13 protein-coding genes and 1 pseudogene are annotated in these 15,991 nt (G+C 37.3%); 10 read left to right on the top strand and 4 right to left on the bottom strand.

Translation table 11 applies throughout. From position 1 onward, the window contains the following. Window positions 1–18 precede the first annotated feature (18 nt). Complete coding sequence (locus AC3WVZ_RS21495; protein ID WP_233935377.1) at window positions 19–711, top strand: ABC transporter permease; 693 nt, start codon at window positions 19–21, stop codon at window positions 709–711. A 64-nt stretch (window positions 712–775) separates the two neighbouring features. On the opposite strand, the gene AC3WVZ_RS21490 is transcribed toward AC3WVZ_RS21495, so the two are convergent. Continuing rightward, window positions 776–1,279, bottom strand: a complete 504-nt coding sequence (locus AC3WVZ_RS21490; protein ID WP_100650968.1) for a DinB family protein — start codon at window positions 1,277–1,279, stop codon at window positions 776–778. Between the two features lie 153 nt (window positions 1,280–1,432). Between AC3WVZ_RS21490 and AC3WVZ_RS21485 the strand changes: the two genes are divergently transcribed. Then, window positions 1,433–2,332: a tetratricopeptide repeat protein gene (locus AC3WVZ_RS21485; protein ID WP_074047977.1), complete on the top strand. Its 900-nt coding sequence runs from the start codon at window positions 1,433–1,435 to the stop codon at window positions 2,330–2,332. Between the two features lie 186 nt (window positions 2,333–2,518). Here the strand turns inward: AC3WVZ_RS21485 and fhuB are convergent, their stop codons facing one another. Together fhuB and AC3WVZ_RS21475 are read right to left on the bottom strand one after the other, a co-directional pair. Then, window positions 2,519–4,555 carry a Fe(3+)-hydroxamate ABC transporter permease FhuB gene (fhuB, locus tag AC3WVZ_RS21480; protein ID WP_001087088.1) on the bottom strand — a complete coding sequence of 679 codons (2,037 nt, stop codon included), beginning with the start codon at window positions 4,553–4,555 and terminating at the stop codon, window positions 2,519–2,521. 7 nt (window positions 4,556–4,562) lie between these two features. Then, window positions 4,563–5,537: an ABC transporter substrate-binding protein gene (locus tag AC3WVZ_RS21475; protein ID WP_000722821.1), complete on the bottom strand. Its 975-nt coding sequence runs from the start codon at window positions 5,535–5,537 to the stop codon at window positions 4,563–4,565. 451 nt (window positions 5,538–5,988) lie between these two features. Between AC3WVZ_RS21475 and AC3WVZ_RS21470 the strand changes: the two genes are divergently transcribed. The 7 genes from AC3WVZ_RS21470 to trxA all read left to right on the top strand — a co-directional run bounded on the left by AC3WVZ_RS21470 (window position 5,989) and on the right by trxA (window position 12,442). Continuing rightward, entirely contained in the window at window positions 5,989–6,693 is a 705-nt protein-coding gene (locus AC3WVZ_RS21470) for a BclA C-terminal domain-containing protein (protein WP_233935375.1), read from the top strand. Between the two features lie 189 nt (window positions 6,694–6,882). After that, on the top strand, window positions 6,883–8,568 hold the full coding sequence (locus tag AC3WVZ_RS21465) for a long-chain-fatty-acid--CoA ligase (protein WP_000414746.1): 1,686 nt from the start codon (window positions 6,883–6,885) through the stop codon (window positions 8,566–8,568). 106 nt (window positions 8,569–8,674) lie between these two features. Next, the gene (gene fadR, locus AC3WVZ_RS21460) at window positions 8,675–9,262 is read left to right on the top strand and encodes a fatty acid metabolism transcriptional regulator FadR (RefSeq protein ID WP_000742223.1); all 588 of its coding nucleotides are present in this window, start codon (window positions 8,675–8,677) and stop codon (window positions 9,260–9,262) included. Window positions 9,263–9,273: 11 nt separating this feature from the next. Continuing rightward, window positions 9,274–10,050: an enoyl-CoA hydratase gene (locus AC3WVZ_RS21455; RefSeq protein ID WP_000911292.1), complete on the top strand. Its 777-nt coding sequence runs from the start codon at window positions 9,274–9,276 to the stop codon at window positions 10,048–10,050. Window positions 10,051–10,128: 78 nt separating this feature from the next. Continuing rightward, complete coding sequence (gene etfB / locus AC3WVZ_RS21450; protein WP_001029028.1) at window positions 10,129–10,902, top strand: electron transfer flavoprotein subunit beta; 774 nt, start codon at window positions 10,129–10,131, stop codon at window positions 10,900–10,902. Window positions 10,903–10,938: 36 nt separating this feature from the next. Beyond that, complete coding sequence (etfA, locus tag AC3WVZ_RS21445; RefSeq protein ID WP_233935374.1) at window positions 10,939–11,916, top strand: electron transfer flavoprotein subunit alpha; 978 nt, start codon at window positions 10,939–10,941, stop codon at window positions 11,914–11,916. Between the two features lie 211 nt (window positions 11,917–12,127). Continuing rightward, the gene (trxA, locus tag AC3WVZ_RS21440; protein WP_001018943.1) at window positions 12,128–12,442 is read left to right on the top strand and encodes a thioredoxin; all 315 of its coding nucleotides are present in this window, start codon (window positions 12,128–12,130) and stop codon (window positions 12,440–12,442) included. 125 nt (window positions 12,443–12,567) lie between these two features. Here the strand turns inward: trxA and AC3WVZ_RS21435 are convergent. Continuing rightward, window positions 12,568–13,937, bottom strand: a pseudogene (locus AC3WVZ_RS21435) (IS1182-like element ISBth7 family transposase); the annotation flags it as partial. 244 nt (window positions 13,938–14,181) lie between these two features. On the opposite strand from AC3WVZ_RS21435, the gene uvrC reads away from it, so the two are divergent. Then, window positions 14,182–15,966 carry an excinuclease ABC subunit C gene (uvrC, locus tag AC3WVZ_RS21430; RefSeq protein WP_000544296.1) on the top strand — a complete coding sequence of 595 codons (1,785 nt, stop codon included), beginning with the start codon at window positions 14,182–14,184 and terminating at the stop codon, window positions 15,964–15,966. The last annotated feature ends 25 nt before the right edge of the window (window positions 15,967–15,991 follow it).

The raw sequence follows: 15,991 nt of genomic DNA, 5'->3' as shown, positions 1-15,991 counted from the left end.
GGAGGAGGGAGGACTATCATGCTACGTCTTATGAAGCTAGAACTGAAGAAAATTAAACTTGGCTGGTACGTGAAGAGAGCAGTAATTGCAAATCTTGCTATACTGGCATTATTGATTTTTGTTAGCATCGTTTCTCAAATAGGGGGAGATCCAGAAATAAGAGATCCGCAGGCCATTTTGTTAATGGCTAGTTCAATAGTGAGAGCAACATTTATTATTTTTGGTGCTGTACTAATAGCTAAGTTAATAATTGATGAATATAAAAACAAAACAATATTATTGATGTTTTCTTATCCAATTAATCGAAAGAAAATAATGATTAGTAAGTTGGCTATTACAGCAATATTAACATTCATAACAGTTATTTTATCTAATATTTTTGTAGTGGGGATTTTCATTGGAATAGATAGTTATTTTTCGATTCTTCCTAATTCATTCGCAGTAGATCAATTGATTCAAGAAGGGATAAATCTCGTTCCTTTAGCCATTGCCACTGCGGGAATAAGCTTAATTCCTCTATACTTCGGAATGCGTAAACGTTCAGTGCCAACTACTATTGTTTCGTCTATTATCGTTGTGCTAATCGCAATTAATAACCCACCAATATTTCCTATAGCGACCTTTCTTCCTCTTCAATTCGCATTTGCAGTGATTGGTGTGGCGATTGCTTATTATGGAATTAAAAATATTGAGAGGGAAGATGCAATATAAAGTTTCACATGAAACAAGTTACAGAAAAAGACAAGATGTGTAAACACCTTGTCTTTTTCTGTTGTTACATTTTAGGAGCTTCCATTCCAGCCGTAGCCCATTCTTCTTTTGCGGGACCATATACGCCAGGAACTGTTAAGCCGGCTTGTCGCATTAAAACCGTCATTTGCCCGCGGTGATGATTTTGATGATTAATAAGTGTCATTAAAAATATAGAATTCGGCATAGGGCGACCAAAGAAGTCATTAATAGTTGCTAAATCTTTATCAGTCCATTCGCTTTGAAGTGCTTCAACAAAAGCCGCGTTCACTTTACGGTACTCATCTGCAATTGTTTTTGCAGAAGTAGGAACAGGATAATCTTTCGTTTCGCCTTCAAACTTTAGCCCTGTGCCAGATAGTATAACAGGAATTGCCGTCACGATATGCCAAGCGACTCTTCCTAACGTCCAATGTCCAGGTGCAATTTCTTGTGATAAAGATGCATCGGTTAATGAATCAAGCATTTTCTGAGTAGACTCTGCTTCGTATGTCCATGATTGTAAAAAGCCTTCAATCGTTTGGTACATTATTGTTATCCCCCTCTACTTATGTTCATAGATTAAGTTCGAGAAGAAATGACAAGTTCCCTTTATGTTTTAATGATGCTGTTTAAAATTTTATATATAAATTTTATGATACTATTGAGTGTATATAGAATTATATTAATTTAGGGGGATATTATGAAAAGATTGATTTTAGGAATCATAATTTTATTTTTAATGGTAGGATGTAGCAACGAAACTTATAAAAAAGCAATGGATCAAGGGAAATTGGCGTTAGCGAGTAAAGAATATGACACGGCAGTAGCATCATTTGAGCTAGCATTAGAAGAGAAAAAGGATGATAAAGAAGCAAAGGTATTAAAAGACCAAACTACTAAGATGATAAGTTCGATAAAAGAGAAATCGAGTGGAAATATAGAACAAGCAATAGGTTTGTTTCAAGAAGTAGAAAAGATGAAAGATGGTTCCGCAATCCTTCAAAGTCAAGCGAAAGAACAAAAAGATTCGCTCATAGAGCATAAAGAGTTAAAAGGTCAATATATAGGTCAATTGGAAAAGGCAGAGAAGTTAAAGAATGATAAAAAGTATGAAGAGGCTAAAGGGATAGTAAATAAAATTGTTAACGATACTGGCCAAAATCAACAATTTATTTCGGAAAAACAACGGGCCGAAGAGCTGAATAAGCAAATCGATGGCTTACTAACTCAACAAGCAGAAGTTAAGAAAAAAGAGGAAGAGTTAAAAAATGAAAAGAAAAAAGAGACTGATATTGGAAAGTTAAAAGGGTCTTGGATGTCATCAGAAAGTACAGACAGGCCAGTTGGGTTGGAAATAGAATCTATTAATAGTGAGAAAACAGGCGGAGAATTTATGGAACATAATATTTTTGGGAAAGGGACTACTATAGGAGACTTTCGAATATTAAGTGTGGACCAAGGGATTATTTCCATAGAGCTTGTATTTTTAATGGGAGAAAGAAAACAGAAGGTTGATTTGAAAATTGAGGAGAACACATTAACTGTATATCATGAGTTTATGGGGAGTACTGAATCTGTGAAATTAGTGAGATCAGAGTAATTTATCCGGCTATTCGTCGGACAGTAAAACTTCCACCTCAAGATTCGGCTGGAGCAAAGAAGTTAGGTGGGAGATTCACTGCTCATAAAAGCCCGATTGGTGTGGGCTAATAATTAGCGGGGATGAAGAAAACCCCCACTAAAGAAAGTTAATTAAAAAGGAGGCTTCTAACAAGAAGCCTCCTTTTTAATTAACTTTCTTCCCACTCTTCCTCATCAACCATAAGAAATAAGGTGCTCCAAGTACAGCGACGACAAGACCAGAAGGAATTTCTTTCGGATATGCAATTGTTCGGCCGAGTAAGTCAGCAATGGAAAGAAGAATTGCTCCAAACAGTGCTGAGCAAACGAATAGTCTTTGATGGTTCATACCAACAACAATTCTTGCTAAGTGAGGTGCGACAAGGCCTAAAAAGGCAATTGTACCGACAGCAGCGATATTTACTGATGCAAGTAGTGTCGCTAGCACAATTAGAGCAAGACGTGTTTTATTTACTGGTTGCCCAAGTCCAGTTGCTAAATCGTCTCCCAGTACGAGAACGTCAAGTTGTTTTATTAAGAAAAAGATAATGAATACAAGAATTAGAGATGGATATAGAATGATATTTTCTAAGTGATTCCACCCTCTTGCATACGTACTGCCAGATAACCATGTTAAAGCAGCGGCAACATTCAAATTGGCTCTAACGATAAAGATTTGAATAATTGCTGAGCCAAGCGCAGAAATACCAATCCCTATTAAAGCGAGAGCTGTTGGACTAAATCCTGATTTCCAAGAGAAGAAGAGGACAATTCCAACTGCAAGTAGTCCGCCAATAAATGCACCAATTGGTAGGAAGAAACCAGGAAGTGCAGGGAAGACATACATAATCGTTAAAGCACCGACACCAGCTCCCGATGAAATACCAATAATAGAAGGATCGGCAAGTGGGTTTCGTAATATACTTTGGAAAACAAGCCCACTTATTGCAAGGCATGCGCCAGCAATAGCAGCAACGAGCATTCTTGGTAAACGAAGATTCATCATCATATTTTTGTCAAATTGTGTTAATTGACCTGATATAACATTAGTAATGCTTTCGATATAAGCGTTACTACCGATTGTAACACCAAGAGCAATCGTCACAATACAAAGTGTGATAGATATAATGATTACCTTTTTATAAGAGTAATAGCGGGAACTAGCTCCAGCTGCATTCGCACCGTTATCATTCATATATTGTTTCGATTTCATCATTCGATACACTAAGTAAATAAGCCAAGGAGATCCAATCATTGCTGTGACTGCCCCAACAGGAAGTTCTGCACCGGTTGGATCTATTAATCTACCGACAACATCTGCTCCAAGCAATAATACTGCCCCCCATAAGAAAGAAGAGAGAAGAAGAGTAAAGTGTTGACGGTATCCGATAAGGCGCATTAAATGAGGTGCAACTAAGCCGACAAAGCCAATTGGTCCAACAACAGTAACAATTACTGCTGTTAAAAAGATTGCAGCAATGAAGGCGATAAGACGTGTTACTGCTGTTTTTTCACCAAGAGAAATAGCAACATCATCACCAAGTAAGAGAATGTTGAGTTTACGAGACATAAATAGTAAAACTAGGAAAGAAATAATGATAAATGGAAAAGCAAATTGAACGCCATCCCAGTTATTTTGAATAAGAGAGCCAGCTCCCCATAAAAATAAACCAGCTGTTTCATTTTCATAGAAAAGCTGCATCGTTCCGGTAAAGGCAGAGAGCATTAATGTAACGACCATACCAGCTAATGCCATTCTAAGTGGGGTTCCCTTTTTTCCACCAGAAATACGGTATACAAATAAAGCAGTAATAGCACCACCGATAAATGTGAACAGAAGAGAATTAATTTGTAAATCTTTCGGTAAGAAAATTGTAGCCGCTACTAGAAAGAAATATGCGCCAGAGTGAATACCCATTGTACTGGATTCAGCAAGTGGATTTTTCGTTAACGTTTGTAAAATAACCCCTGATGCAGCAAGAGCGCCTCCAGCTAAAATGGCAATTACAGCTCTAGGTAATCGAAGCATGATTAAAGTTTGATGTTCTAGCGATTGGTTCGGTGAGATAAGAGCATCAATAATCATACTATAGGAAATGTTTGCTTGACCTTGTCCGATATGAATAAAGAAAAGGAGGAGCAAGAGAGCTGCTCCTCCTCCGAATACAAGACTTGCTCGAAGTGTATGTTGTAAGCTATTCATTGTGTAATCACTTCTTCGCTGTCATTACATCTGCTACTTGTGTTGCTAAAGATGTTGCAGACTCAGGACCACCGAAAATCCAAGTGTCGCCTTTTAATTTATACATTTTGTTTTCTTTTTTGAACTTTAATTCTTCCCAAGCAGGGTTGCCTTTTAGTTGCGTGTCAAAAATGTTATCTTCATCCGCTACAATGTAAATGAAGTTTGAATCTTGTACACTTTGTAATGATTCTACAGTTGTTTGTTTAAAACCATCTGGCTCAGATTTTCCTGCTTCAAAAGTATTTGTTAGACCTAATTTTTTTGTAACTTGTAAAGCTAAAGAATTGTCAGTTAAGATACGGAATGTTGGTACGTTTTTAGCAGTAAATGCTTGTGCCATTGCGATGTTTTTATCTTTTAAGTCTGCTTTCTCAATTTTTGCTTTTGCATCAGCGAATGCTTTATCCATATCAGCTAATACTTTTTTACCTTCTTCTTCTTTTCCAACTGCTTTTGCAATTTGTTTAAATGTTTCTGTCATTTCAGCAAAGTGATCGTTATTGCTTGTTGATGGATCAAACATAACTGTTGGTGCAATTTGCTCTAATTCATTTTTAATTGCTTTACCACGGAATGAAGCTGTAATAATTAAGTCTGGTTTTAAACGGCTAATTTCTTCTAAGTTTGGTTGTTGACGTGTCCCTACATCTACAACATCTTTACTCGGTTTTGTTTTTGTATTTACCCATTTATTATAATTCTTAATGTCTGCCATCCCTACTGGCTGAACACCAAGTGCTAATAAGTCTTCAGAATATACCCACTCAAGTACAACTACTTTTTTTGCTGGTTTATCTAACTTCGTTTCCCCTTCAGCGTGTTTAATTGTTATAGCTTGATTTTTATTGTCCGCTTTTGTTTCTTTTTTCTCCTCTTTTTGCTGTCCGCATCCAACAGCGAATAGAAGAACTACTATGAAAATACTGAGAATTTTCTTCATCTTCTGCCCCCAAATTAAGTGTTTTTTGTAACTAGTACCATAAGTGAAAATGGTTATCAATTACAACATCCAAATCATACTATGAGGATATTTTAAGTGTCAATATATTTTTAAAATTTTGACGAAAAATAACGAACTATACGGATTTTTATATATTATAGTCACTATTTATGAAGAATAAGCCTCTTTACTAAAAATATTGGCGAATGTGGAAAGTTTAAATGGAAAAGTGGCTGTGTACGATAGTGTAATGTGTATTGTTAATAGTCTGTGGAGATAAGGCGAAAGTACAAGCAAAAGGAGAGTGAATCGCATGTAATAATTACTAGAATGTATGGAGGAAATCTGTGTTTTATCCCCAACTAGGCAAAGTATTTCTTTGTTATTTAGATAGGTGTTTTTTAAGTCGGTGATTGCGCTAAAAAGATCGAATGTAAAGGAAGTGATCAACATGTCTTCATGGAGCAATAACATAAATGGATATTGTGGGTGTAATAATCAAAATGGTGTACATGTTGATTCATGCTGTTTTAGTTGCGATGGGACAGTTCCTAAGGTTGGTCCGACAGGGGCAACGGGAGCAACGGGTCCAACGGGAGCAACGGGTCCAACGGGAGCGACAGGCCCAACAGGAGCGACAGGTTCAACAGGGGCAACGGGTCCAACGGGAGCGACGGGTCCAACGGGAGCGACAGGCCCAACAGGAGCAACAGGCGATACAGGTCCAACAGGAGCAACAGGCACAAGTATAACGGCAACATACGCATTTGCAAATAATACGTCGGGTACAGCAATATCGGTACTACTAGGTGGAACAAATGTCCCACTTCCAAACAATCAGAATATCGGTCCAGGTATTACAGTGTCTGGGGGGAACACAGTATTTACGGCTGCAAATGCAGGGAATTATTATATTTCATATTCAATTAATATAACGGCTGCATTATTAGTTAGTTCACGAATTACAATTAATGGGGCACCGCTTGCTGGGACTATTAATTCTCCTGCATTAGCAACGACATCATTTAGTGCGACAATTATTACGACTCTTGCGGCGGGGAGTGCAATTAGTTTGCAATTATTTGGTTTGTTAGCTGTTGCGACATTATCAACAACTACCCCAGGAGCGGTATTAACAATTATAAGATTAAGTTAATGACAAACTCTCTTACTCTTTTAAGATTAAGAGAGTTTCTACATATAATAAGAAGTTAATGAAGTAAAGCATAGTTATATAAAAGTCAGAATATTATGATTGTAACGCTATGGTGACTATAATATAATGAAAATAACCATCATGAATGAACATTCATTTATTTTTTATGTATTTGAAGGGGGAATGAAGGTGGAAAAACCATGGTTGAAAAGTTATCCAGAGGAAATTCCGAGTACGGTTTCTTATGATATTCAGCCGCTTCATAGATATGTAGAACAGATGGCTTCTCGCTACCCAGAAAAGAAAGCGCTTCACTTTTTAGGGAAGGATATTACGTTTTCGGACTTCCATGATAAGGTGAAGCGGTTTGCAAATTATCTTCAAAAGCTCGGTGTGGAAAAGGGTGATCGAGTTGCTATTATGTTGCCGAATTGTCCGCAAGCTGTAATTGGTTATTACGGTACATTACTTGCGGGAGGTATCGTAGTACAAACCAATCCACTGTATACAGAAAGGGAATTAGAATATCAGCTTCATGACTCGGGAGCAAAAGTAATTCTTTGTCTCGATTTAGTGTTTCCAAGAGTAACGAATGTTCAATCTGCTACAAAAATTGAGCATATTATCGTAACTCGTATTGCAGACTTTTTACCATTCCCTAAAAATCTATTGTATCCATTTGTGCAGAAAAAACAGTCGAATTTAGTTGTGAAAGTATCAGAGAGTGAAACGATTCATCTTTGGAATTCAGTAGAAAAAGAAGTGAATACGAATGTTGAGGTGCCTTGTGATCCTGAAAATGATCTAGCTCTTTTACAGTACACAGGAGGAACAACCGGATTTCCGAAAGGAGTTATGTTAACGCATAAAAACCTCGTCTCTAACACGTTAATGGGAGTTCAATGGTTATATAATTGCAAAGAAGGAGAAGAAGTCGTTCTTGGGGTTCTTCCATTTTTCCATGTTTATGGTATGACAGCTGTTATGAATTTAAGTATTATGCAAGGATACAAAATGGTCCTTATTCCAAAGTTTGATATGAAAATGGTTTTTGAAGCGATTAAGAAGCATAAAGTGACATTGTTTCCGGGGGCACCAACTATTTATATCGCTCTTTTAAATAGTCCGCTTTTAAAAGAATACGATATTTCTTCTATTCGTGCTTGTATTAGTGGATCAGCACCACTGCCAGTAGAAGTACAGGAAAAGTTCGAAAAAGTTACAGGTGGTAAACTAGTAGAGGGATATGGTTTAACAGAATCCTCTCCGGTTACACATAGTAATTTTTTATGGGAAAAGCGAGTGCCAGGTAGCATCGGAGTTCCGTGGCCAGATACAGAAGCAATCATTATGTCGCTTGAAACTGGTGAGGCATTACCGCCAGGAGAAATAGGTGAAATTGTAGTGAAAGGTCCTCAAATTATGAAAGGATATTGGAATAAGCCAGAGGAAACAGCGGCTGTATTGCAAGATGGCTGGCTCCATACAGGTGATGTTGGCTACATGGATGAAGATGGATTCTTCTATGTAAAAGATCGCAAGAAAGATATGATTGTCGCGAGTGGATTTAATGTGTATCCTCGAGAAGTTGAAGAAGTATTATATGAGCATGAAAAAGTGCAAGAAGTAGTGACAATTGGAGTTCCAGATCCGTACCGAGGAGAGACAGTTAAAGCATTTGTTGTGTTAAAAGAAGGTACGGAGTGCTCTGAGGAAGAATTAAATCAGTTTGCACGTAAATATTTAGCGGCTTATAAAGTGCCGAAAGTATATGAGTTTAGAGATGAATTGCCAAAAACGACAGTAGGGAAAATTTTACGCCGTGTTCTAATAGATGAAGAGAAGAGAAAGAATGAGGATGAGCAAACGGGCTAAGGCCCTTTCTTTTTGAAAAAATAGGATTGACACTTTTCTAAATAGTCAGTATTATAAGAATATGAATGACTATTCATTCAGTCATCTTCTTGAAGGGGACAGTAAAGTGAAGAAAAATAGACCGAAATACAATCAAATTATTGATGCGGCAGTCATTGTGATTGCGGAGAATGGGTACCACCAAGCGCAAGTTTCTAAAATCGCAAAGCAAGCTGGGGTAGCTGATGGCACGATTTATTTATATTTTAAAAATAAAGAAGATATATTAATATCCTTATTCCAAGAGAAGATGGGAGAATTTGTCGAAACAATTCGTCAAAAAACAGCAGGAATTGAAAGCGCTGTATCGAAGTTATTCATGTTGGTAGAAACGCACTTCTTGCTGTTGTCGCAAAATGATCCGCTTGCTATCGTTACGCAATTAGAGCTAAGGCAGTCCAATCAAGACTTGCGCCTTAAAATAAATGAAGTATTAAAAGGCTACTTACAAGTTATGGATGAGATTTTAGAGACTGGTATAAAACAAGGTGAATTTCAAGCAGATTTAAATGTTCGCGTGGCAAGACAAATGATCTTTGGAACAGTAGATGAAGTTGTGACCAATTGGGTAATGAGCGATCATAAGTATGATCTGGTCGCACTTTCAAAAACGGTACACGGGCTACTTATTGCAGCTTGTGGTTATCGTCAATAATGGGAGGGATCATGTTGAAATTCCTATCTGTAAGAGTTGAAGATCATATCGCGGTGGCGACGTTAAATCACGCACCAGCGAATGCGATGTCTTCACAAGTTATGCATGACGTTACTGAATTAATTGATCAAGTGGAAAAGGATGATAACATTCGTGTTGTTGTTATTCACGGTGAAGGACGTTTCTTCTCAGCAGGAGCAGATATTAAAGAATTTACATCTGTTACTGAAGCGAAGCAAGCAACAGAATTAGCACAGCTTGGACAAGTTACGTTTGAGCGTGTTGAAAAATGTTCAAAACCAGTTATTGCGGCAATTCATGGAGCGGCACTGGGCGGCGGCCTTGAGTTTGCTATGTCTTGCCACATGCGCTTTGCAACTGAAAGTGCAAAACTTGGTTTACCTGAATTAACACTTGGATTAATTCCTGGCTTTGCTGGTACACAGCGCTTACCACGTTATGTTGGGAAAGCGAAAGCTTGTGAAATGATGTTAACAAGTACACCAATTACTGGTGCAGAAGCATTAAAGTGGGGACTTGTTAACGGATTGTTCTCTGAAGAATCTCTTTTAGATGATACGCTTAAAGTTGCAAAACAAATTGCTGGAAAAAGTCCAGCAACAACTCGTGCTGTACTAGAGTTATTGCAAACGACAAAATCGTCTCATTACTATGAAGGTGTACAACGTGAATCACAAATTTTTGGTGAAGTATTTACGAGTGAAGATGGAAGAGAAGGTGTAGCCGCATTTTTAGAAAAGCGTAAACCTTCATTTAGTGGCAGGTAGTTCAATTATTTTTTTAATATAAATTAACAGAAAATTAAAATTGATAGAATCTTTCTGAAAAACAAGGGGGTAAATGGAATGAACATCTACGTACTCATGAAACGAACATTTGATACAGAAGAAAAAATCGTAATTAAAAACGGTGCAATTTACGATGGCGAAGCGGAATTCATCATCAACCCTTACGATGAATATGCAATTGAAGAAGCAATTCAAGTAAGAGACGCACAAGGTGGAGAAGTTACAGTTGTAACAGTCGGTGGCGAAGATAGTGAGAAAGAACTTCGTACTGCATTAGCAATGGGCTGTGATAAAGCGGTATTAATTAATATTGAAGATGATGTAGAAAATGGTGACCAGTTCACGACAGCAAAAGTACTTGCTGAGTATTTAAAAGATAAAGATGCAGATTTAATTTTAGGCGGAAACGTTGCAATTGATGGTGCATCTGGACAAGTAGGGCCACGCGTAGCTGAAGCGTTAAATATTCCATATGTAACGACAATTACAAAACTTGAAATTGACGGTACAAATGTGAAGATTGAGCGTGATGTTGAAGGTGATACAGAAGTGATTGCAACTTCATTACCAGTTTTAGTAACAGCACAGCAAGGTTTAAATGAACCGCGTTATCCATCGCTTCCAGGTATTATGAAAGCGAAGAAAAAGCCGCTAGAAGAATTAGAATTAGATGATTTAGATTTAGAAGAAGATGATGTGGAAGCAAAGACAAAAACAATTGAAATCTATTTGCCTCCTAAGAAAGATGCAGGAAAAGTGTTACAAGGCGAGCTGCAAGATCAAGTAAAAGAACTTGTATCGTTGCTCCATACAGAAGCGAAAGTAATCTAATAAAATACGAAATTATATATGCAGGAGGGAAAATCTATGGCTCGTAAAGTATTAGTAATGGGTGAAGTTCGTGATGGATCGCTACGTAACGTTTCTTTTGAAGCGGTAGCAGCAGCAAAAACAATTGCAGAAGGCGGTGAAGTAGTAGGTCTTCTAATTGGAGACAGCGTTGCCTCTTTTGCAAATGAATTGATTCATTACGGTGCAAATCGCGTTGTGACAGTTGAAAATGATAAATTAAAATCATATACATCTGATGGTTATGCACAAGCGTTTTTAGCTGTACATGCTGAAGAAAATCCAGAAGGTATCGTTTTTGGACATACAGCACTTGGTAAAGATTTATCACCAAAATTAGCAGCGAAGCTTGAAGCTGGTTTAGTTTCTGACGTAACTGCTTTAGAGGTTGAAGGTGGAAATGTTATCTTCACTCGTCCAATTTACTCTGGTAAAGCATTCGAGAAGAAGATTGTAACAGACGGCATCTTATTTGCGACAGTGCGTCCAAATAACATTGCAACTCTGGAAAAAGATGAGTCTCGAAGCGGTGACGTATCTTCTATTACAGTTGATGTGAAAGATTTACGTACAATCATTCAAGATGTTGTCCGTAAAACAGCAGAAGGTGTGGATCTTTCTGAAGCAAAAGTTATTATCGCTGGCGGACGTGGTGTGAAGAGTGAAGAAGGCTTTAAGCCATTAAAAGAGTTAGCAGACGTACTAGGCGGCGCTGTTGGGGCATCTCGTGGTGCTTGTGACGCTGAATACTGTGATTACTCATTACAAATTGGTCAAACTGGTAAAGTTGTTACGCCAGACTTATACATTGCATGTGGTATTTCTGGTGCGATTCAGCATTTAGCAGGTATGTCTAACTCAAAAATAATCGTTGCGATTAATAAAGATCCAGAAGCAAGTATCTTTAAAGTAGCTGACTATGGTATTGTCGGTGACTTATTCGAAGTTGTACCTCTTTTAACAGAAGAGTTTAAAAAGTTAAAAGTACATTCATGATTTAAGTACCCTTGAGTTCCAAGTGAAGTACCCCTATATATAGAAAAAGGTGAGAGATCCCCTGTCTCTCATCTTTTTAGTATTTAATCCGTATTTTTATATAGTATAAAGGAACATTTTTTTGTTACAATACATAACGATACATATTATTCGCCACGTATATAAGTTAATGATATACTCTTGGTAGAATATACTTGAAGGAGGAAATAAAATGGCAATTGTAAACGCAAATGACCAAAGCTTCGCAGCAGAAACTAGCGAAGGTGTTGTATTATTAGATTTCTGGGCACCTTGGTGTGGACCTTGTAAAATGATCGCTCCTGTATTAGAGGAAATTGATGCAGAACTAGGCGAAAAAGTAAAAGTAGTAAAAGTAGACGTTGATGAAAACCAAGAAACTGCTCGTCAATTCGAAGTAATGAGCATTCCAGCTCTTTTCGTATTAAAAGACGGTAAAGTAGTTGATCAAGCGTTAGGTTACAAACCGAAAGAAGCGTTAGTAGAATTAGTTTCTAAACACTTCTAAAATAAAAAAAGCTACCATTTGGTAGCTTTTTTTCAGAGTGTTGGGAAACCCTTTAGGGTTCCCAACACTCTGGAATCTTTTTTGATTTTAGCGAATAAAAACAACATAAAATAATAGAATTTTAAAAAATAGCCCTCCACCTGACCCTTTTTGGTCAGGTGGAGGGCTATTTTTTTCATGTTTTGACAAGCTGCGGTGAGATAAGCTTGCATTTGGACAGACTTCAGCCCTCGAAACCGGGCATAGCGGTAGCCATGTAGTTCTTTGGCGTCTGCAAAGCTTCGCTCTATAGTGGAACAGCGTACTTTATACAACCTTTTCCCTGTAGCTGTTAGCTTGTTTTTTCTAGCAATATCCTTATATTTCTCCCACACATGATGAGTGATAACTTTTTGTTTTTGTTTCTTTGAAAAGCACACCTCACGTAACGGACAAACAGCGCAGTCTTCTGGATTCGATTTGTATTGACGGTATCCTTCACGATCAGTTGTTACATATTCTAGAATACATCCCATCGGACAAGCGAAAACATTCATTTCTTCTACATATTTAAATTGGCTTTTCGGTACTTCTTTATTCCGTTTTCCAAATCGGCGATACCCCATCACCATAAATATATTCCGTTCTGATAGTTTCTTACAGATATATCCTGTAAAATAGCCAGCATCAAGGGCAACAGCTTCTACTTTGAAGTCGAATTTATCAATCTGAGCTTGGAGGCGTGCTAAATACGGCTCGGAATCTGCCATATTTCCAGCCGTTACATAGGTATCTGTAATAATATTGTACTTCGCATCAGTCGTACGATGATCCAAGAAATGAAAACCATTTGGTTTTCCATCTCTCATTAAAAATCCACTATCTGGATCCGTTGTACTTATACGAGTTTTTTTGGTAGGGGTATCACTTTCCTTTCTAGGTTTTAATTCTTTTTTCCATGTACCTCACGATCTTCGATTACCGCAGCTTCTAGCTCGTCTATATAAAACTTTGCTTTTTCTTTTTTATATTTATGTACAAATTTATTTTTATTGGCATTGGCCTTAATATGTGTAGAATCTGTCATCAGTGCACGTCCTCCTACCATCCGGTGCTCCGTCGCTTGTCTCACAATCTCATCAAAAATTTCTTCGAAAATATTTGTATGAATAAAACGAGTACGACGATTCCAACTGATTGTAGAGTGATCCGGAATAGTATCCGATAGAGAAAACCCTAAAAACCAACGGTAGGCAATATTCGTTTTAATTTCCTTTTCCAATTGACGCTCAGAACGAATACCGTAAAAATATCCAATAAACATCATCTTAAATAAAACAATAGGATGAATGGACGGGCGTCCATTGTTTTCACAGTAATAAGGGCGTAACTTCTCTTCAATAAAATCAAAACTAATTGTCGCTTCAATTGCACGAAGGAAATGATCTTGTGGAACCAACTCTTCTACAGAAACAGATACACGCTCATCACGATGATTTTTTAAAGCACCCATCATAAAAAATCTCTCCTTTTCCTCTTTTTTATCAGTGTTGACACATAAAAAGAGGTTCAGACACAAAAACAGGCTGTGGAGAAGACTTTCTCCACAGCCTGAAAAAAAGCTACCATTTGGTAGCTTTTTTTATTTTCTTTTTTACAGTCTTTCCGTTACAATAAAAGAACGTATGTTGGGTGTTTGGGCATAGTATGTTTTCAAGGGAAAATAAAAATGCTAAGTATGTAGAAATGGAGGGAGACGAGTGCACGAACATTTGAAAGAGAAGTTGGCTATTTTACCAGATCAACCTGGTTGTTATTTGATGAAAGATAAGCAAGGAACGGTTATATATGTCGGAAAGGCAAAAGTGCTTAAAAATCGTGTGCGCTCGTACTTTACTGGTTCACATGATGGGAAAACACTGCGGCTTGTAGGAGAAATTGTTGATTTTGAATATATTGTAACCTCTTCGAATTTAGAAGCACTTATTTTAGAGTTAAATCTAATTAAAAAATATGATCCGAAATATAATATTCAATTAAAAGATGATAAAACATATCCTTTTATTAAAATTACGGCGGAGAAGCAACCGCGCTTACTCATTACTCGAAACGTAAAAAAGGATAAAGGGAAATATTTTGGTCCTTATCCAAATGCACAATCTGCTCATGAAACGAAAAAACTGCTAGATCGTATGTATCCACTTCGGAAATGCACGAATATGCCAGATAAAGTTTGTTTGTATTATCATATGGGTCAATGTTTAGCGCCTTGTGTGAAAGAAGTGACGGAAGAACAAAATAAAGAAATCGTAGATGAAATTATTAAGTTTTTAAATGGTGGACATAAAGAAGTTCGTTCAGAACTAGAAATAAAAATGTATGAGGCCTCAGAGAAACTAGAGTTTGAACGTGCAAAAGAGTTGCGTGATCAAATTGCTCATATTGATGCGATTATGGAAAAACAAAAGATGATTATGAGTGACTTAGTGGATCGTGATGTGTTTGGATATGCAGTGGATAAAGGATGGATGTGTGTTCAAGTTTTCTTCGTTCGAAAAGGAAAGCTAATTGAACGTGATGTTTCTATGTTTCCAATTTACGATGAACCAGAAGAGGGTTTTTTAACGTTTATCGGCCAATTTTATGAAAACAGTAGTCATTTTAAGCCGAAGGAAATTGTCGTTCCAGGAAGTATAGACTCGGAATTAGTAGAGCGCTTTTTAGAAGTGGAAGCGACGCAGCCGAAACGTGGTAAGAAAAAAGACCTTGTAGAATTGGCAAATAAAAATGCGAAGATTGCTCTTGAAGAGAAGTTTTACTTAATTGAACGTGATGAAGAACGAACGATTAAAGCGGTAGATCATTTAGGGAAGCAGCTTGGGATTGAAACGCCGTATCGTATTGAAGCGTTTGATAACTCAAATATTCAAGGAACAAATCCCGTTTCTGCAATGATTGCTTTTATCGATGGGAAACCGGCGAAGAAAGAGTATCGAAAATATAAAATTAAAACGGTTCAAGGGCCAGATGATTATGAGTCTATGAGAGAAGTTGTGAGGCGCCGTTATACAAGGGCGCTTAAAGAAAATTCACCTTTACCTGATTTGATTATTATTGATGGAGGAAAAGGCCATCTAGCGGCTGCAAGTGATATTTTAGAGAATGAGCTCGGATTATATATTCCGATGGCAGGTCTTGTAAAAGATGATAAACATAAAACCTCCCATTTAATTATTGGGGATCCACCGGAACCTGTGATGCTTGAGAGAAATAGCCAAGAATTTTATTTATTGCAGCGTATTCAAGATGAGGTGCATCGATTTGCGATTACATTCCATCGTCAATTACATGGGAAATCTGTCATTCAATCAGCATTGGATGATATTCCAGGAATCGGTGATAAACGGAAAAAGGTATTGTTAAAACATTTTGGTTCATTAAAGAAGATGAAAGAAGCTTCTATAGAGGAATTTGTCGAAGCGGGTATGCCGAAAAATGTCGCGGAGACGATTTATACGTATTTAACAGATAAGAAGACGTTGTAGTTTACAACGTCTTCTGTTTTTTGGT

This window comes from Bacillus sp. CPT56D-587-MTF, assembly GCF_058792335.1.
This window is presented reverse-complemented; position numbering and strand designations above follow the sequence as displayed.